This window comes from Methylocaldum marinum (assembly GCF_003584645.1).
Taxonomy (GTDB): Bacteria; Pseudomonadota; Gammaproteobacteria; order Methylococcales; family Methylococcaceae; genus Methylocaldum; species Methylocaldum marinum.
In genome coordinates, this window is record NZ_AP017928.1 from 20,146 (window position 1) to 38,628 (window position 18,483).

At 57.3% G+C, this 18,483-nt stretch carries 20 protein-coding genes; all 20 read right to left on the reverse strand.

Going from position 1 to position 18,483, the window contains the following annotated elements; genetic code table 11:
- Window positions 1-32: 32 nt before the first annotated feature.
- Window positions 33-503, reverse strand: a complete 471-nt coding sequence (locus tag sS8_RS00120; RefSeq protein WP_119632547.1) for a YybH family protein — start codon at window positions 501-503, stop codon at window positions 33-35.
- A gap of 86 nt (window positions 504-589) precedes the next feature.
- Complete coding sequence (locus sS8_RS00125) at window positions 590-1,285, reverse strand: phospholipase D family protein (RefSeq protein ID WP_119627862.1); 696 nt, start codon at window positions 1,283-1,285, stop codon at window positions 590-592.
- A gap of 123 nt (window positions 1,286-1,408) precedes the next feature.
- Window positions 1,409-1,927, reverse strand: coding sequence for a hypothetical protein (locus sS8_RS00130; RefSeq protein ID WP_145986347.1), 519 nt, complete (start codon window positions 1,925-1,927; stop codon window positions 1,409-1,411).
- 762 nt (window positions 1,928-2,689) lie between these two features.
- Window positions 2,690-2,905 (reverse strand): hypothetical protein, encoded by a 216-nt coding sequence (locus tag sS8_RS00135; protein ID WP_119627864.1) that lies wholly within the window; start codon window positions 2,903-2,905, stop codon window positions 2,690-2,692.
- Window positions 2,902-3,354, reverse strand: a complete 453-nt coding sequence (locus tag sS8_RS00140; RefSeq protein ID WP_119627865.1) for a Tse2 family ADP-ribosyltransferase toxin — start codon at window positions 3,352-3,354, stop codon at window positions 2,902-2,904. The genes sS8_RS00135 and sS8_RS00140 overlap by 4 nt, the downstream gene beginning before the upstream one ends.
- 129 nt (window positions 3,355-3,483) lie before the next feature.
- Entirely contained in the window at window positions 3,484-4,080 is a 597-nt protein-coding gene (locus sS8_RS00145) for a hypothetical protein (protein ID WP_119627866.1), read from the reverse strand.
- Window positions 4,081-4,198: 118 nt separating this feature from the next.
- On the reverse strand, window positions 4,199-4,663 hold the full coding sequence (locus tag sS8_RS00150) for a GNAT family N-acetyltransferase (protein WP_119627867.1): 465 nt from the start codon (window positions 4,661-4,663) through the stop codon (window positions 4,199-4,201).
- Window positions 4,664-5,118: 455 nt separating this feature from the next.
- Complete coding sequence (locus tag sS8_RS00160; protein ID WP_119627868.1) at window positions 5,119-5,490, reverse strand: diacylglycerol kinase; 372 nt, start codon at window positions 5,488-5,490, stop codon at window positions 5,119-5,121.
- A gap of 9 nt (window positions 5,491-5,499) precedes the next feature.
- On the reverse strand, window positions 5,500-6,543 hold the full coding sequence (locus sS8_RS00165) for an MJ1255/VC2487 family glycosyltransferase (protein WP_119627869.1): 1,044 nt from the start codon (window positions 6,541-6,543) through the stop codon (window positions 5,500-5,502).
- Entirely contained in the window at window positions 6,540-7,064 is a 525-nt protein-coding gene (locus sS8_RS00170; protein WP_119627870.1) for a phosphatase PAP2 family protein, read from the reverse strand. The genes sS8_RS00165 and sS8_RS00170 overlap by 4 nt, the downstream gene beginning before the upstream one ends.
- Before the next feature lie 101 nt (window positions 7,065-7,165).
- A complete protein-coding gene (locus sS8_RS00175) occupies window positions 7,166-8,206 on the reverse strand; it encodes a glycosyltransferase family 4 protein (RefSeq protein WP_119627871.1) in 1,041 nt (346 codons plus the stop codon).
- On the reverse strand, window positions 8,163-8,972 hold the full coding sequence (locus sS8_RS00180; RefSeq protein ID WP_119627872.1) for a UDP-2,3-diacylglucosamine diphosphatase: 810 nt from the start codon (window positions 8,970-8,972) through the stop codon (window positions 8,163-8,165). The genes sS8_RS00175 and sS8_RS00180 overlap by 44 nt, the downstream gene beginning before the upstream one ends.
- A gap of 71 nt (window positions 8,973-9,043) precedes the next feature.
- The gene (locus sS8_RS00185; protein ID WP_119627873.1) at window positions 9,044-9,820 is read right to left on the reverse strand and encodes a lysophospholipid acyltransferase family protein; all 777 of its coding nucleotides are present in this window, start codon (window positions 9,818-9,820) and stop codon (window positions 9,044-9,046) included.
- On the reverse strand, window positions 9,795-10,586 hold the full coding sequence (locus tag sS8_RS00190) for a GNAT family N-acetyltransferase (protein WP_119627874.1): 792 nt from the start codon (window positions 10,584-10,586) through the stop codon (window positions 9,795-9,797). The genes sS8_RS00185 and sS8_RS00190 overlap by 26 nt, the downstream gene beginning before the upstream one ends.
- Window positions 10,587-11,065: 479 nt before the next feature.
- Complete coding sequence (locus sS8_RS00195) at window positions 11,066-12,166, reverse strand: DUF3466 family protein (protein ID WP_119627875.1); 1,101 nt, start codon at window positions 12,164-12,166, stop codon at window positions 11,066-11,068.
- A 423-nt stretch (window positions 12,167-12,589) separates the two neighbouring features.
- Window positions 12,590-13,687 carry a M14 family zinc carboxypeptidase gene (locus sS8_RS00200; protein WP_119627876.1) on the reverse strand — a complete coding sequence of 366 codons (1,098 nt, stop codon included), beginning with the start codon at window positions 13,685-13,687 and terminating at the stop codon, window positions 12,590-12,592.
- A gap of 230 nt (window positions 13,688-13,917) precedes the next feature.
- Window positions 13,918-14,355 carry a hypothetical protein gene (locus sS8_RS00205; RefSeq protein ID WP_119627877.1) on the reverse strand — a complete coding sequence of 146 codons (438 nt, stop codon included), beginning with the start codon at window positions 14,353-14,355 and terminating at the stop codon, window positions 13,918-13,920.
- A 1-nt stretch (window position 14,356) separates the two neighbouring features.
- On the reverse strand, window positions 14,357-14,647 hold the full coding sequence (locus tag sS8_RS00210; RefSeq protein WP_119627878.1) for a hypothetical protein: 291 nt from the start codon (window positions 14,645-14,647) through the stop codon (window positions 14,357-14,359).
- Window positions 14,648-15,013: 366 nt separating this feature from the next.
- Window positions 15,014-16,105, reverse strand: coding sequence for a tryptophan 2,3-dioxygenase family protein (locus tag sS8_RS00215; protein ID WP_119627879.1), 1,092 nt, complete (start codon window positions 16,103-16,105; stop codon window positions 15,014-15,016).
- Window positions 16,106-16,275: 170 nt separating this feature from the next.
- Window positions 16,276-18,231, reverse strand: coding sequence for an acetoacetate--CoA ligase (locus sS8_RS00220; RefSeq protein WP_197716648.1), 1,956 nt, complete (start codon window positions 18,229-18,231; stop codon window positions 16,276-16,278).
- Between the last annotated feature and the right edge of the window lie 252 nt (window positions 18,232-18,483).

Consider the following 18,483-nt stretch of genomic DNA (forward strand, 5'->3'; position numbering starts at 1 on the left):
TGGCTGTCCGAGTTGATGGACTTGTTAGGCATTTACGACCTCTTGCCCAAAACAGCCGATTGATACCTGCCCAATAACTGTGGGTCTTCGATTGAGCCATGATGGTGGACTTGTTTCCAGTGGCCATCGATTTTCCGGAAAATTCGGCTCGTGCGAATAGCGAGAGTTATTTCTTCGCCACCCAAGCGGAAATACCCTCGCTCCCTTCCTACGGCGTAAAACATCTCCGCTGTTTCGTGGATGGTGTAGTCGAAATACTCGACGTAAACTTCGGCGGGGCCGCTAAATATGCGCTCATAAACCGGCTGAATTTCAGCCCAGCCGCGTTTGATGCCACCCAAAGGGTTGTCCATTGCAATGTCGTCGGATTGTGCCCAGTTATCCGACATCATTTGCATGTTGCCTGAGTTAAATGCGCAATAAAACTGAATGAGCGCCTGATATGAGGATGATAAATCTCCGTGGTTTTCTTTGCCTGTGATTGCTTCTTGAGTCGGGTACATGTACGTCCCTTTCTGTTGCCTAACGTTTGAGTTCAGGGCCTTGCGCGGCTTTATGCGCAAGGTCCCCTGCAACGATGGGTTAGCCCTCACGGCCGAAAACTCTCAGGCCATAGGAAATACGGGCCAAACTTTGGACTCATGCGGAACTCGCCACCAGCTTCCTTTCCTTTGGCGGTGATGTAGTTCTTGCCTTCCTTTACTTCGAGGTATCCGGCCTTCACCAGCCGTTCAATCAGCTCGTTGGTCTTTACTCCGACCTTCTGGGCAAGCTTCGACGTAGTCAGTTTGTCGGGCGTTGAGTCTTCTCCTTCGGCGGAGGACTCTGCTTCCTTTTCGACGGTTTCTACGGAAATGCGGATTTCATCGCTGATGCGGATGATGCGTTGTGCTTCTTCGTAGGCTTCTTTGTAGAGTTCCGGATCTTCGGAGCGGCGAACGAGAACTCCCATTTCATTGTTGTTCACTTGGCTGAACTCATAGAGATTCAGGCTCGTGATGATGCACAGCTCTTCGTTCAGATAGCACTTCGCGTGAAGGTTCTTGCAGAAGCTCGTTCTGAGGTAGGTGAGTTCTCTCAGCCAGTTGATCTCTTCGGGCTGTAGCTCGCTCTTGCCATACACGACGCGCACATCAATCTTGAGGCGGTTCTTGTCTTCGAGGAGTTCCTTGATTCTCTCATTGAGACGAAGAAAGGGACTGATGAGGATGAGCCGATCCTTGGCGCTCTTGATGAGTTCTTCGAGGAAGTAATTCGTCGCGCTTGTGTTCAGGAACTTTGCCATCGTGACTCCGAATGGATGGTGTGGATTTGTGAGGGCTAACGTCTCGCATAACCGGCTGCCAATGAAGCGCAGCTTTGTTGGCAGTCCGGTTAATGCGCTTGTTGGGCGCTATTACTTCGTTGTTCACCGGATTTTGATTTCTTCCCTTGCGAACGACTCAAGAAATGACCGTACTGCCGAATCAAGGAAGCTCTGTGTGCGAATTATGTACACATTATTAGCTTCCAACCGAGCTGCGTACCTTGTCAGAACTTTTCCGTCCGCCACGGTTCCAGTCTTCTCCGTCGGTAAGCGGCTAAGAGCACGCATCGCTGCTTCATTAGAGGCGAAATGAATTCTGTATAGAGAAAAATCGACCCCAGTGGATTCATTGTGTCTCTGCACTACAAAATAGCGCGCCATAATCGCATTATCTGACGCTGGCAATTCGTTCGCCGGAATAAGTTTGATGACGTATGAAAGCTTATTAGATCGATCTACGTGCTCGCAAATGCTATACGAATCCGACCCGGCAACTATAGCCGATATTACTTTGTCTTTGACGGCCTCGAACGAGTGGTTATCGCTTGTGGATTGCTGCGCGACCGCAATTGTAGCAAGAATTAACTGCAAGAATATGAAGCCAATTCTCAATACTTTCACGGGTATCTCCTCAAAAGAGGGCGGCTCGCCTTCTCGTATTCAATAGAGATATTGCGTGCTCTGCCAATCTCCTTTAGCTGTTCTGCTCTGTTGGTGGATCTAGGTCCAGACAATTGAATTAGGTAATCATTGAAATCAACAAAGCCGTTTGGTCCTCCACAGATCTCAATGCACCCGATCGAAGCGTACACCTGACGATGTGGATCATCAGGGCCGTCATGTATTAGGAAATTTTCATACACTTGCCAGGCTCCTTTCTCAGGCGATGAAGCACTGTGTACAGTATAGTCTGGCAACCATGCCTTGATTATGTGAGTCTGGTGATTAGCGAGCCCTACTACAGCTGGCTGACCTCGCTTTCCCTTCTGATGCACACCAAATCGGATTACCTCGAACTTTCTTTGGTACGAGACACCGCCGTGATCTTTGCCCGACATGGTCAACTCATACGTTGGAATGATATAGTTTTCGGCTCCCCCATCCGGATAGGCCCAAGTGACTGCGGTCCCTATTGGCTTCGACCCGACAAGCAATTTAACTGGTCTCATTCGTAACTCTCCTCTATATGGCGTGTACACATAAGGCAGCGAAATTTAAAGATAATCGACACGAGGCTACGCGGTCGCGAAGTGACTCCCAACGCTGCCAACACGCGCAGCTTTGCAGTGGAGGCGAAGCCGCAACGGAAAAGCTGTCGCGGTGCTTGGCATTGTTAGCGAAGGCACTTGCAGCGACACTGGGCCGTAAAGGCTTAACGATTTCCTATATAATTTCATCAAGCGGGATGCCTATTTCCGACTCCTGCTTTTTATACTGTGCTTTGACTTCTGCGTAGAATTGGCTTATCTCGACCAAATGCTCTTCATACTCAGACCTGTTTCGCAGAGTTTCACTCTTCAATAGCTCCTCGTTGTACCTCACTGCGTCCCTCAACGCTTGAACCAAAAGAGGTGCTGCCGCATTTGAAATCTCTATCATTTTGCCATCCTCTCGATCTCGGCTGCGAAAGATGCCAGAAGAAGTCTAAAGTTGGCAATAGGCATGTCATACGCTGGCGCAATTGTGTAATGTGTAGCGCCAAAAGATTCGTTATAGGAGTCTTGTACGATAGCCAAGCCAGCGGGCAACCGAGTTCCAGCAGGAATTTTGTAATGAACCCAGTCTTTTCCGCTTGGAATTCCAGGCTTGTCGAATGTCGAAATGCCCCTTGGCCAATGCTTCACCCGGACCCAGCCATTTTCAATGGTTAAGTCCGGTTTTCTCACCTTGCCGCTTGACATTTTGAAGGGGTGCTCGATTAAATCAAAAAGGGCAGAATTTCTCTTTTTATTCATTCCCCGCCACAGGTTAACGGGAACGACGCCATCGAAATAGCGCTCTAGCTCGCCCATGGATATAAAAACGTCTTTCAGAGTGATAGGCTCCATTGTTGATCTCCTTATGGTTTATTGATTGGTCGCTAACGTTTCGGCTCAGGCGCGCACAAAAGCGCCGCTTCCGCTGCCTGAAAGAACGAAAAAGGCGATGCGCTTTTGTGCGTCGCCTGGAGCCGATGGTTAAGCTCCACCTGCACAGCCCACACTCCGAATAAGAGCCTCTAAAGCAACTTGATAGCCTTCATGCCCAAGGTTGTGCCCGGCCTCTGGTGCGACAACTGTTTGCCCACCTCTGAACCGTGTCTCTCTTAAAGCGCGAATCCCGCTCGGAATGTTTGGTAGCTCTCGCTCGCCGTACACAAAGTGGTATGCCTTTCCCAGATGAACCGACGGATATTCCGAAGGTTCATCGCCTCTGTATATGACCTTTCTCGTAAAGAACCGCAGAACGGCCCCCATGTGCGGTATTTCTTCTTTGAAGAATGACATGGAGCACAAGATAGCTGCCTCGAAGCTCACTTCCTCCGATGCTTTAAGGATACAGAGCGCCCCTAACGAAAATCCCAAACCGTACACAATCTTACCGCGCAGCGCGACTTGGCGTATTTGCCTGGATGCCTCGCGAGTAATCGCGTCGACGGACGGGAGCTTCCAATTCGGCTGAATGTATTCAGGCTTGATACCAATTTCTTCAAATACGAAACCAAGCCTCTGGTACTGACGACTAGATACGGATTCCCGTCGTCCGGGAAGAATGATTGCGAGGTGTTGATTCACTCCCACTCCTTGGCGATGGAGCTTAACGCTTCGGCTCAGGCGACCGCAAAACGGCGCACCAAATGCATGAAAGGGCACAAAAGCACCGCCGCTTTTGCGGGTCGCCTGGCGCCGATGGTTAGGCCAACATGCGGACCATATCGACCTTCGTAACCGGTTTTCCATCCAAGCTCTCGAATCCAGTTGCCGTTACTTCATTGAAACTGCAGTAACCGAGCCGTTCAAAGATCCTCGGGTTACCAGTTTCCTTAATCGTGCTCAGAGTCACCTTCGGCTTTCCTTCGCGAGTTGCGATTGCTTCTACCTCGCGAACCAACGCCTTTCCAACACCAGAACGCCTCTTTTGCGGATGAACTGCTAGCCCCCTGATGTACAGCGAATCCGCCTCTCGACAGTATTCGACGACACCAACGATAACTGACCGCTCAACCGCAACGAGAGACACCACCTCCTGCTCAGCGTCTAACGAAGAGAAACCATCAATTGTCGGCGCTCGGCGATAGACGCGACGCAGGTCCTCCGTTGCTAGGGTAACGACTTCGGCGACATCGTCCGTGTTGGTTTTTTCGCGTATTTCCATCATGATTTCCCAGGCTTAACATAAAGTAGACCCCCTAAAAGGCGCCTTATCTTACGCCATTTGTGGGGTATAAACTGATTTCGCTTTCAGAAACCGCCCAAATATCAAGGCTTTGCTATCTTTAGCGGGGTCGGTCGCCGTTGGTTTTATACACCTGCCCATTATGCCGAGCAAGCCGAAACTATTGGATCAAGTGCGGGACAAAATCCGCGTCAAACATTACAGCCTGCGTACGGAACAGGACAGGCCCCTCGTCTCCGCTCGGGACAGGCCCTTCGACTGGCTCAGGGTAGGCTCCGCGTCACCCACCGACCCTTCGACTGGGCTCAGGACAGGTCCGAGGTCGCTCGGTGGGTTACGGCCCCACAGCCTAACTCACCTTACAAAAGATGAATGCCTGATTGAAAACGATCCGGAATAAGGCAAAATCGGATGGGGCGTCCCGTTCGGCGGTGCCGTCAGGCGAATTTCGGCAGCAGTATGAGCAGCCAGGTGAGGCCGGCCAGGGTCAGGGCCAGGAATACCGCCGCGGAAGCGACATCCTTGGCTCGTCCGGACAGTTCGTGGTGCTCGAAGCTGATGCGGTCGACCACGATTTCTATGCCGGTGTTGAGCAGTTCCACGATCAGGATCAGGAGGATGCTCCCTACCAACAAGGCCTTTTCGAAACCGCTCTCCCCGAGCCAGAGTCCCAAAGGACCCGCGACAGCGAGCAGATAAATCTCCTGGCGAAACGCTTCCTCGCTCAGCCAAGCGGCCTTGAGGCCGTTCATGGAGTTGAAAAAAGCCGCATGAATACGGGCCCACCCGGTGAGATTCGGACCTGCCATAAATCGGTATTATGCTTCGCTTCTTTGAACCCGGCTCCAGATGCTGTCCACCCAGGATTTGTCGACCGCCAGATCGCCTTGCATCAGCCAATCGACGACGGACTGGGCCACGTCCGGATAGGCGACCCTGGAGGCCCGGCTCTGTTGCAACCAGGCCTCGATGGTGGGGCCGTCGAGGTTTTGCATTACCTGGCCGAGTTGCAGGAGTTCCAGGGCCAGTGCATTGGAGAGTTGTTCCATCTGCCGATGCAGCGGCTTGACCAGGAGCTTCTTGCCCAGATGCAGGGCTTCGCTGGTCAACTCGAATCCGGAGTTGCAGATCACGCCGGCGGCGTCGGCGAAATCCTGCCGAAATCCCGTGCGGGAAAGCTGTTTGACATGGATGTGTTCGGGCCGGGGGTGGCGCTCGTCGGGCATGGTCGAGCTGTAAATGTGAAACTGGCGCTGACGGAAGGGCTTCAGCAATCGGATGACGTGGTTGACATCCTCGAAGGGCAGGTAAACGATGATCTTGTCCTGTTGAACCGAGACGGACTCCAGATCGGTTTCGATGATGGGCGGAAGGATGGGGTAATGGAAATGGTGCCAGTGTACGCCCAAGCCGACGGCGACCGGCGCGAAATACTTGAGTACCTGGCTGCCCATGAAATCGACTTCCGCTTTGGGAATATCGTAGCCGAAGGCGTACTGATGGCCGATGCCGACCGTCTTGATGCCCTGTATCCGCGCGGCCCAGGCGGTTACCGGTTCGAAATCGCTGATGACGATATCGTAGGAGCTCAGGTCCAGGTTTTTGACGTCGCGGACGAAGGCGGCGAGATTGTTGCGAAAGGCGGTCTTGAGGTAACGCACATTGCCGAACCTGGTTTCGAATGTGAGCCCGGCTCGCCATTGGTAATCGCCGAAAATTTCCATTTCAAACAGCTTTTCCCAAGGGCGGCCGGTAAACAGGTATGTGACTTCGGCTCCGGCTTGCTTGAGCTTGGGCGCGATCGCTCTCGCGCGCGTGATGTGACCATTGCCGGTTGCCTGAACGCCATAAAATACTTTCACGTCAGTTGTATTTCTAAACTCAGTAGGGCCAAAAGGGTCCCCATCAGTGCTCCGATCAGCGTGTCGGTGGGAAAGTGGACGCCGAGCACGACCCGCGCCATGCCTATGGACACCGCCCAGGCCACCAGCAAGGGCGTAAACGCCGGGTGAAAGTAGCTCGCCAGTGTGGCCACCAGAAACGCCGCGGAGGTGTGTCCGGACGGGAAGCTGAAACGGTCGGACGGGATGATGAAGCTCGGGATGTTCAGCGCGGCCTGCGGCCGGTCGCGCCGGCATAGATTCTTCAGGATGAAATAGACCGGACGCTCGATGGCGAAACCCAGCAACAGGCATTTGAGAAGAACCGATTCCGCGGCGTGTCCGAAAAAGGCTAGCGTGAGTCCGAGCATCAGGTACAAATGCCCGTCTCCGGTCCTGGAGATGTAGCGCGCGCCGCGGACCAGCACGCGCTGGGATTTGCGTTGCGTTATCCAGAGAAACAGATTGACGTCGTAAGTGTGGATCGTCTGCATGAATTTCATGGCACGCTACTCCCTGAGGATTACGCTTAAACCTTAGTCTTTACAAATGACAATGCCGTGACGGAAAGATGAATACTCGATGACAGAGAGCGGCGCGCGAATCAGGAATACCGCTGCCACCAGGCGGGCGAACGCTGGCCGTTTTTGGGAATGGGAACCAGATAGCTTTCGAACAGGAGGGCGCAATCGCGCCAGGAATAGCGGAGGGCATACCGGCGGCAATCCTCGGCGTCGAGTTTCAGCGCTACGGTGACGGCTTTCGCCAGGTCTTCGTCGAGACAGCCGACGCGGTCGCTCAGTATTACGTCCTTGGGACCCTCCACCGGAAATGCCGCGACCGGAACGCCGGAGGCCAGCGCCTCCAGCATAACCAGGCCGAAGGTGTCGGTCCGGCTCGGAAATACGAAGACGTCGGCGGCCGCGAGATAGCGCGCCAAGTCCTCGCCGTATTTGTAACCGACGAAGCGGACCTCGGGATATTTGTGCTCGAGTTCCTCCCGCTGCGGTCCGTCGCCGACCACGTACTTGGTGCCGGGGAGATCCAGGCTGAGAAAGGCTTCGATGTTCTTTTCGATCGCCACCCGGCCGGCATAAAGCAGCACCGGGCGGGGGTCCGAAAGGAAGTCCTTGCTCCGGGGACGGAACAGTTCGGTGTCCACCCCGCGCGACCACAAAACCGGATTCTTGAAGCCGCGAGCCTTGAGCTCCTCCAGCAAGGTGGGCGTCGCGGTCATCAGGCGTTCGCTCTCGCCGTGAAACCAGCGCAGGAAGGAATAGCCCAGGGAGAGCGGCAGGCCGGTGCGAAGATGGATGTATTCGGCGAAACGGGTGTGGAATGAACTGGTGTAAGGCAGCCCGCGCCGCTTGCAATAGCTCCGGGCCGCCATCCCCAGAGGACCTTCCGTGGCGATATGAATGGCATCGGGCTGAAAGGCGTCCAGCCGGGTGCGGAGCTTCGGTCCGCAGCCCAGCGCCAGGCGAATTTCCGGATAGCTGGGACAGGGCCAGGTACGAAACTGATCCGGGGTGAAGGTTTCGACCGTATGTCCGATCGCGCGAAGCTGCTCAGAGATCGTGCGCAGCGTGGTAACGACGCCATTAGTTTGTGGGGGCCAGGCGTCCGTGATCAGGGCGAGTTTCAAGCGCGAAGTCCTCCAGGAGTTGGGTGCTTTGTTCCAGCCAGCGGATGACCGACAGCGTTCCGGCATGGCTTTCGGCCAGGGCGGTACAGCTTTCGACCCAGTCGCCGCAATTGCCGTACAGCGTGCCGTACTCCGCGGTCCGGATCGTGGCATGGTGAATATGGCCGCAAATCACGCCGTCCAGCTCCTGTTCGTAAGCTTCGTGGATCAGCGCCCGCTCGAAATCGAAGATGAAGTCCACGGCGTTTTTCACCTTGTGCTTGATGTAAGCCGACATGGACCAGTAAGGAAAGCCGAGAATCCGGCGGACGTGATTGAACCAGCGGTTGACCTCGATCAGGAAGTCGTAGGCGCCGCTGCCGAGAACGGCCAGCCAGCGGCTGGAGCAGACCACGCCGTCGAATTCGTCACCGTGCAGTACCAGGAATCTCCGGCCGTCGGCCGTCTCGTGGACGGCGCGGGGGTGGATCTCGATGCCGTTGAACACGGTGCCGATGTAGCCACGGAAGATCTCGTCGTGGTTGCCGGGGATGTAAATCACCCGAGTGCCCCGCGCCGCCATGGCCATGACGGTGCGCACGATCTCGTTGTGCAGGCGGGGCCAGTAAAACCCGCTTTTCAGTTTCCAGAAATCGATGATGTCGCCTACCAGGTAGAGGCGTTCACATTCGATATGCCGCAAAAAATCGAGGAGATACTCATCCTTGCAGCCCCTCGTTCCCAGATGTACGTCGGAAATCCAGACGGTGCGGTATTTCAGCTTCATGGATAGTCCTGGCTTCGGTTGAAACTGGCGAAAAATTAAAGGGTGATTCTTAAAACGCCGTGACGGACCGGTTACGGGTTCATGACGGCCAGGCCGCATGAAGGACTATGGGTTTCGAGCGCGGCCACGATTTGCCGGCGCGTGGTCTGCGCCAGTTCGTTTCGCCCCGGCCCGGGCGCAACGGAGGCGCAATAGTGCACATGGAGATCGATACGATCGAGCTGGAGAATGCCGAGGAGATGCGGCAGAAATTCGTCTTCGCCGACGAAGGGCGCGCATTCCCTGGCCTCGCCGTGGTAACGAAGAGCGACTGCCTGCACGCGCGCTCCCGCGAGCTGCGCAGCCTGGAACAGCTTGCCGTGGAAACGCAGAACCCGGTCGCCGGTGGTGGTCGTGCCTTCCGGGAATAGCACCAGGCGTTTGCCCTGGCGCAATTGCCAGGCCATTTGTTCGGCGACGGCCGCGCTCTGCGCCGCATCGCCGCGCTGTACGAAGAGCGTGCCGATGCCTTTCGCCAGGTAGCCCATGATCGGCCAGTCCGCCACTTCCCGTTTGGCGACGAACAGGCACGGGCCTTGCGCTCCGAGGGCGATGATGTCCAGCCAGGAAACGTGATTGGCCACGACCAGCCGGGCGTTCCCGTCGGGCCGCCCGTGGATGTGCAAGTGCAGATTGAGTATCCGGCACACGGCGCGATTCCAGCTTACGACGATGGCGTCGTTGAAGGCGGCCGCCCGCCGTCCCGCCAGCAGCCGCAGCGCCGGCATCAGCGTGCTCACGGCAGCGATGCCGGCCGCGAACATGGCGGCGATCGCCAGGGCCTTAAGCCACGACCGGCAGCGCCCCATGCGAACCCTCCTGCTTGCTGGCGATGAAACGCTTTTCGTAGCGAGCCTGCATGCGGGACAGATCCAGCAGAATGAACACGTCCATGACGTTGAAATCCTCGTCCCAGAAAGGATCTCCCAAAACCCGGCAGCCGAGCCGCAAATAGGCCTGCAACAGGGGCGGGATGCCGCTTTCGTCCTGAATGCAGCGCTTGCGCACGGGAACCGGAATCTTCGGCCATACCGAGAGTTTCTCCGGACCGAACTGGTGCGGCTCGATCTGGCGGTAGACCGCGTCGACCGCGAAGCCGCTCGGCCCCGGCGGGATGCTGGCGCAGCCCATCAAATACTTGAAACCGCCGTTGTAGGCATATTCCGCCAGCCCGTTCCACAAAGTGCCGAGAACCACGCTGCCGCGGTGCGAAGGATCGACGCAGGTGCGCCCGATTTCCAGGAAGCGTCCGGGCAAAGCCAAGACCTCGTCGAGATGGAATTCGCCCTCGGAATAAAACCGCCCCAGCCGCGCCGCCTGAATATCGCTCAGCAGACGGGTACAGGCGACGACCTTTCCGGTCTGGGTGTCGCGTACCAGGAGATGGTCGCAGTAGTCGTCGATCTCGTCATAATCGAGACCCTCTATCCTGGAGTGCAAGCGAGCGCCCATCTCTTCGGCGAACACGTGGTAGCGCAGGGCCTGAGTGGCGCGAACGGTAGCCGGGTCGCGCGCGACTTCGGCGGCGTAACGGCGGGGACGGGACGAGAGAGAAACCTCGCATTTTGCAGACATGTGAGCCTTCCGTAGGTATTTCGATACGAAAGCACTTTACGGAGGCTGTATGACGCAAATATTGCGGGTGGGTGACGAAATGATGACAGGCGTTGGGATTGGAAGGGGCTATGGTGGGTCGCTGAAGTCCGTTTTATTGCTGCCTGGGACAACTCCCAACGAGACTTATCCATGCTTGTTCTCTAAGGAGGCTCTGAATAAGCCCTCTCTTTTTGGGAGCGGGTTGGGTGAGGGCCCGTTATTAATTAGGCCCGTAAATACCCTCCTGGTATTTACGGGCCGCCGCCCAGGCCGGTACATGCCCGATTTGGGTTCACGCGGCTTGTCGCCGCGCCGGGGCATCCCTGCCCCGGATTAACCCGGCCTATATTTATAGGCCGGGTTAATAGATCAATCAGTTGCACGGGCCTCTCCTCCGGATTGGAGACTTGAACGGCGCCTTTGGGCGCCGTCCGAAATGGCCATAGGGTCGCCGGCAATCAGTGTTCCCAGTTACGGCGAAACCCGATCATCCCCGCCATCGCGATGACCATCAGGGCCAGGGTGCCGGGTTCCGGCACTCCGCCGACGGCGGGACCGATGTATTCGAGCAGGAGCGCACGACTTCCGACGCTTGGGTGAAACCCCACGGCGGCGATATCGCCGGATTCGTTGATGTCGTGTGCTTCGGCGATCGTCCAGCCCGAGAGCGGATCGATCAGGTCGTTCAAGTTCTGCAGGATACTGTTGCTGTATAGGAAGCCTTGTTGACGCCCGTTACTGTCATTGCTACTCCCGACGACCTGTCCGGTGTCGTTGATGGCCCATGCCTCGCCGTATAGGCCGCCGAATGTGCCGAGGTCGATCATCGTGCCGTTGCTGTAGAGAAACGGATGGATTTCCAGGTCTTCGATCGTGAAATACCCGACTACCTGCCCGTGGTTGTTAATATCCCGGGCTGAACTCTGTCCGCCGGCATACACACCCACGGGGGCAAGCCCGCCCAGGTCCGTCATCTTGCCGTCGCTGTACAGGAAGGCATAGATGGACAAATCGCCACTTCGCTGCGCGGCTCCCACGACCTGCCCATGATCGTTGATGGCACCGGCCGAGCTGTATTCGCCGCCGAGCGTCCCCAAGTCGGCCATCACGCCCTCGCTGTACAGGAAGGCATGATTTTCCGCATCGCCGGGATGGCTACGTCCGGCCACCTGCCCCCTATCGTTGATGCCGGAGGCCCCGCCGTGTTCGCCGCCGAGCGTGCCCAAGTCGGTCATTACGCCGTTGCTGTACAGGAAGGCACGGTAAGTCGTATTGCCGCTGGTCGAGGCAGTTCCTACCACGTGTCCTTTGTTGTTGATATCGCCGGCAAAGCTGTAGGTGCCGCCGAATGTGCCCAGATCGGTCATCACTCCATCGCTGTACAGGAAGGCATGTGATTGATGTCCGCTGCTGGTAGAGCTAGACCCGACGACCTGCCCGGCGTCGTTGAGACCCCAAGCCGCGCTAGATGTCCCACCCAGCGTGCCGAGGTCGATAACGTGGTAGACAGGTGTGGCCTGGGCGAAGCCCGTCGCCCGTCGCCGCCAGCAGACAGGCAAGCAGGGGTAGGGAATAGATTTTCATGGTCTTGCTCCGACAAAAATGGGTTGAATCAATGGGGAAGCAATATTTATTCCCTGAACATGCTGATTCCGTGCATCCCGAACACAGGATTGAGATGATCCTTAGCGACCCTCTCAATCCTTGATGAATTGGACATTTATACTTCGGTGCAGAAGGACTATGGATGAGTCTCTTTCCGGCGCTCGCGGTTTACGAGACATAGTTGCCCCCATCTCTTTTTGCAATCCTCCCCGCAGGCGCTGGAGCATTGTCGAGATCAGCATTCGTAGGTCGGCAATCCTTTGCCGACGAAGACGCTCGGCCGGGAAGTAGCGTCGGGAAAGGGATTGCCGACCTACTCGCTCGCGCCCGTACCGTAGGCATGAAAATGCTCTAGCGCCGCGCCAGCGGCACCTTTTTCAGCTAGTCGTATACCACCACTCCAATCCCTGCCGCCTCAACCGCTCTCGCTCGGCTTGGTCGAGTTCGGTCCAGGGTTCCGGCGAGCGGACGGCGCGGTAGAAGAGATCGAACAGGAGGAGATGGCGCCTTAATGTCCTCCGCACGCGGTGGGGGAGGCGGGGGTTGAAAACGCCGAGGGCGGAGAAGGCCTGCGACCAGTTCTTTTTTACCCAAAGCCACGAACCCAGTTCCAGGGTGAACGGAATATAGCGTCCGTCGGGCCGGGCGGTTCTGTATTCGTCGTAGAGGTAATCCCATAAATCGCCGTGCGCGAGGTACTCGCGGGATTGTGGCTCGATGCAATAAACGTGGTTGGGATGGGTCTTGTCGATCAGATGTTTCAAAGCGACGGCTTCCGCCAGCGCCGGAAACGGCTCCCTCGTTTTCGCGAACGGAAACCACAGGCGGTCGACCTTGCCGTAGCCGGAGTGCACGTCGATGCTGAGTGCGGTTCGGGCCGGAAATATCTCGCGCCGCACCCAATCGCAAAGCGTCTGCGCCTCGATTTCCATGGGAGCGTTTTCCGCCCCCTGATACCAGGGCAGGCGGGGAGAAATGCGATGGCCGGCGAACAGATGCCAGCGGGACAAGCCTTCCGCAATTACCGGCGCGTTTCGCATGAGATCGACCCGGTTGCCGTTGGATCGACGCTTGAGATACATGCCCACCGGATTGACCAGGGGCATGATCAGAAGCCGGGTAGTGGAAAGCATGTCCCGGGTTACGCGGTCCCAGCGCGCCATTTCCACCAAGGTCCGGAGGTATGAGGTTACGACCTGCGTACCGATGCGTTCCAGCCCGTGGACCCCGCCGGACAGCGCCAGCGCCGGCAAGGCCGGGTCGGTCGGACCGAACCGGAAGGCGAGTAGCGGAAACGATTCGTTTTCGTGCCGCAACTCCGCCAAGACTTCAACCCGCGCCCACTCCCAGCCCGCGTTCGTGACATGCTCCGCGAGTATCAGAAGCTCCCTCAGTTCGGGCAGGGCACGCATGACGGGGCGGGCAAGCAATCCGGGCTCGAAGGATGTCGGTCCGCTTCCGGGGATATCGGTCATGGATGTGCGTGAAGAGTGTGGTTCGGACAGCTTAGCAGATGCCTTCCCGGGCGGGCTCCGTAGGCGCTGAATTTACAGCGAAGGGTGTGCTGGATTGCAGGAAGAAAAAAGCAACCTTAGCCGAATTCCAACGAGCGTCATTTGTTGAAATTCGGCAAGCCAAATAGCCGGCGTCCTCCGAAGCTGGCGGATAGACGGGGCACACCCGACACGGTTAGGCCCCCGCACATTCACTGAAAAGGTTTGAAATCGCACTTCGGGCAATACAGAAACATACGGGTTACGTCATCTATGGCCAGTGTGCCGGTTCGAAACCGGTTGATGCTCCAATGTGCCGTTTTACCATCCGCGAAGGTAAGGGTCCCACTAGCGTAACAAGGCGACCAGTCCAGTGTGTAATGGGCATCACGCTCATCAGCTTCCATCGCCAGTGAGAAAAACCGCTGAACTTGTTTTGCATCGAGCTTGAAATCAGAGCAATCGACGTTCTGGTCTTGAGATGCAGCAGCCTTAGCGCCGTTCTCTTGAATTTGAATCGCAGTGATTTCCGGTAGCCGGATCGGGCAAAGAGCCGGTTCGAACTCCGACCCCTCAGTACATTTGTCATTTGCGAAAGGCGTGTTCGTTGCGATCAGTAGGGCGCAAAGCAAAAGTAACTTGTTCACCATCTTAAGGAAATCGATCCGGAACAGATTTCTTCATCTCGCGCTTGTTTTCCATGGACGGATTAAACTTCGCGTTGAGCTTTTGCTCCGCTTCGGAGCATCGGGCTTCCAGCATGCAACGACTTTTGAGTTTGCCGACATGCCACGTTTGCTTTTTGATGGAGGCTGTTTGAAGGAACGGATCGCCAAGCGAGACCTTCTGAAACAGGTAGAAATATAGCAATCGGGAAGCACTGGTATTCGCAGGGTAAACGACGTCATTGGATTTGCTTTGTAGCAGTTTGTAGGTCGGCAATCCTTTGCCGACAACCCGTTAGCTCAACTGCACCGTCGGTAAGGGTGGATCCGGTGCTCCCGAACCGATCGTTTGCGATTGGAAGGGTTGCGGCTAAAGCAACCGTTTGCGATTGGAAGGGTTGCGGCTAAAGCAACCGTTTGCGATTGGAAGGGATTCCCGATCGACTCGCGAGTGCCCGTACAGAGGTATGAAAATGATCTAACAGGAGAATACGCTGCCAGCCGTCCCCGCCCGCCACGGACTCGCCCACGCCCCGCTGCCGTTTCTCGGCTCATAATCTCATCGATCATGCCTTGAATTTATAGCAAAAGTACATGAACGGCCTGTGACAGAACCCCGTGTACGGGAATAACGCTCTTCCTCTCAAGAACTTTGCTCTCCGGTGAAATGGAAATCGAGGCTCTGCTTCAGCCGGCGGGGCAAGGGCGGCAGGGACGAGCGCGGGATCAGGAAGGTGGAGAGGTTGAACAAGTCCTTGAAGATCCGCTTCTTGTCCACCGTTTGCTGAAGGTATTCGTGGCCGCTGCTGCCACCGGTGCCGATTTTGCTGCCGAGCATGCGCTGAGCCATCAGGGCGTGGCGGCCGCGCCAGGCGGTGAACAACTCGTCGATATCCATCAAGTGACTAAGCAGGCGGAACGGCAGGTGCAGGATCGGCTCGTCGCGGTAAAGCTGGATGAAAAGCGCCGATAGCACCGAGGTTTGGCGGAGATGAAACAGGTCCTGCGCTTGCAGCTGTTCGAATCCGGCCGGGTCGAGCAGGCATTCGAATTTCCGCCGGGTGTTGTCCAGCTCGGCAAGCTGAGCGTTGCGCTCCGCATCCGAAAACAAAGAGTTTTTCTCGATGGAGCGGCGGTCCTTGGCCAGCATCGCCGCGACGGCCTCGTGATAGCTTTCCCAGAAGTCGTAACCCTCAAACCGGAGGAACGGCATGCGCGCCAGCCAGGCATCCACCTGCTGGAACAGACCGGGTTCGCCGGCGACCTCTCTCAGGTAGGCGACATCCTCGGCACGGAGCCGGCCGGTAACCGGATACTGATAGTGCACCCCCAACCCCAGGCGCAGTTCGATCTCGCGGAATTGCACGCTCTGAAACCCGGAAGCCGGAATCAGATAGTCGCGAAAATCGAGGAAATCCAGTGGCGTGATGGTCTCCAGGACGTCGATTTGCTGATTCAGCACCTTTTGAATGGCGATGATGCGCTCGAGGCGGGCGACGATGACCCCCATGCTGTGTTCATCCAAAGGGGTGACTGTGAATGCCGCGAGTACGGATTTGAGTTCGTGCAGGATTTGCTTGAACCAGATCTCGTACGCCTGGTGCGTGATGATGAACAGCATTTCGTCGTGGGCTTCGGGGCCGTGACGCCGGCTTTCCGGGAGCTGTGAGTTCAGGAGTCGGTCGAGCTGGAGATAATCGGCGTAGTAGATTTCTTTCATGGAGCGCTCGTTCATCGGAGTGTCTCCGCTTGATTGATGTTATGCAGGCATCGTCGGCAAAGGATTGCCGACCTACTTGGGTTTGCCTACAAGCGTAGGTCGGCAATCCTTTGCCGACACGAACGTAGTCCCGTTCGGCCGGGCGGGAGAACGGCATCAGGCATGATGCGCCCGGCTCAAATCCTTCAGCTTGCAAGCTCCGGCAAATTCCGGAAGAGTTCCAGCGCTTCGGGGTTGGCGAGCGCGTCGCGGTTCTTCACCGGGCGTCCGTGAATGATCTCGCGTACCGCGAGTTCGACGATCTTGCCGGAGCGCGTCCGGGGGATGTCGGCGACCTGCACGATCTTGGCAGGGACATGGCGCGGGCTTGCGTTGTCGCGAATTTGCCCCCGGATTCTCTCGGCCAGCGCTTCGTCCAGTTTCAGTCCTTCCCGCAGGCGTACGAACAGCACGATGCGGACGTCGTCGTCCCAGTCCTGTCCGACCACTAGGCTTTCGACGATCTCGTCGAGCCGCTCGACCTGCCGGTAGATCTCGGCCGTGCCGATGCGCACCCCGCCTGGATTCAGCACCGCATCGGAGCGGCCGTATATGACGATGCCGCCGTGATGGGTGATTTCGGCCCAGTCGCCGTGCCGCCAGACGCCCGGATACCTCGAAAAGTACGCCGCGCGGTATTTTCTTTCGTCCGGATCGCTCCAGAATTTAAGCGGCATGGACGGGAACGGCCGGGTGCAGACCAGTTCGCCTTTGCGGCCTTCGATGGGTCGGCCGTTTTCGTCGAAGATTTCAACCGACATGCCGAGGACCTTGGCCTGGATTTCGCCTCGCCGTACCGGACCCATCGGGTTTCCGCCCACGAAGCAGCCGATCAGATCGGCCCCGCCCGAGATCGAGGACAGGCAGAGATCCGATTTCAGCTTTTCATAGACGTAATCGAAGCTGCCGGGTGCGAGAGGCGAACCCGTGGAAAGCAGGGTCCGCAAGGCGGTGAGCCGGTGGGTGCGTTTCGGTTCCAGCCCGGCCTTGAGCAAGGCATCGATGTATTTGGCCGAGGTGCCGAAATGTGTCATGCCTTCGGCATCGGCAAAGTCGAACAGGACATCGCCGGAAGGATAAAAAGGCGAACCGTCGTAGAGCAGCAAGGTGGCGCCGCAGGCGAGGGCGGAGACCAGCCAGTTCCACATCATCCAGCCGCAGGTGGTGAAATAGAACACCCGGTCGTTCGGCTTCACGTCGCATTGCAGCAGGAGCTCTTCGAAGTGCTTCAGCAGGGTGCCGCCGGCGCCGTGTACGATGCATTTCGGGACGCCGGTGGTGCCGGAGGAATAAAGAATATAGAGCGGCGTGTCGAACGGCAGCCGGACGAAGGGAATCTCGCCGGCCGGATGAGGCGCGAGGTAATCGTCGAAGCGGATCGCCCGCGGTTCCGGCAGCGCGAGCCCGGATGGCTCGGAGACATAGGGCACGACGACGATGCGTTCGAGCCTTGGCAGCTCCGCCGCGATTGTGCGGAGCTTGGCTAGGGCGGAGTGTTTTCTGCCGTTGTAAAACCATCCGTCGGCGGCGATCAGGACTTTGGGAGCCACTTGCCCGAACCGGTCCAGCACGCCCTGTACGCCGAAATCGGGCGAGCAGGAGGTGAATATCGCACCCAGCGACGCGGCGGCGAGCATGGCGATCACGGTTTCCGGGAGGTTCGGCATGAGGGCGGCGACCCGGTCGCCCGGCGCCACGCCGTCCGCTTCGAGAGCCTGCGCCAGACGGCTGACTTGCCGGTAAAGCTCGTTCCGGCGGAGCCTGCGATGGACCCGGGATTCGCCCCGGAAAACGATGGCGTCGCCGTCATCCCGGCGTTTCAGCAGATTTTCGGCGAAATTGAGCCGGGCTTCGGGAAAGAACCTGGCGCCCGGCATCTTGTCGGCGTCCATCAAGATCCGCTCGCCGCGGGTTTCGGCGACGATTCCGGCGTACTCCCATACGCTCAGCCAGAATCGCTCCATGTCCTCCACCGAGAATCGGTGCAGCGCGGCGTAATCCGGCAGGTCGAGGCCCCAGCGGTCGCGCAGCATGTGCATGAAGCGATAGAGATTCGTGGTTTCGATGCGGGAGCGGGCGGGTTGCCAGAGCGGTCGATTCACGATGTTGCTCCAGGTTATTTGATGCTGAGTTTCGCGGACGGATTGATTACGACATTTTTGCCAATACCCGCGGCTGCTCGTCCCGACCGTTCCAGCGCCGTAGGATGGGCAAAGCGCAGCGTGCCCATCTTCCCGGCTGACGGGCACGGCCTGTCGGCCTTTGCCCATCCTACGCGGCTGATTACGCCACTCTTGCCAATACCCGCGGCTGTTCGTCCCGACCGTTCCAGTGCCGTAGGATGGGCAAAGCGC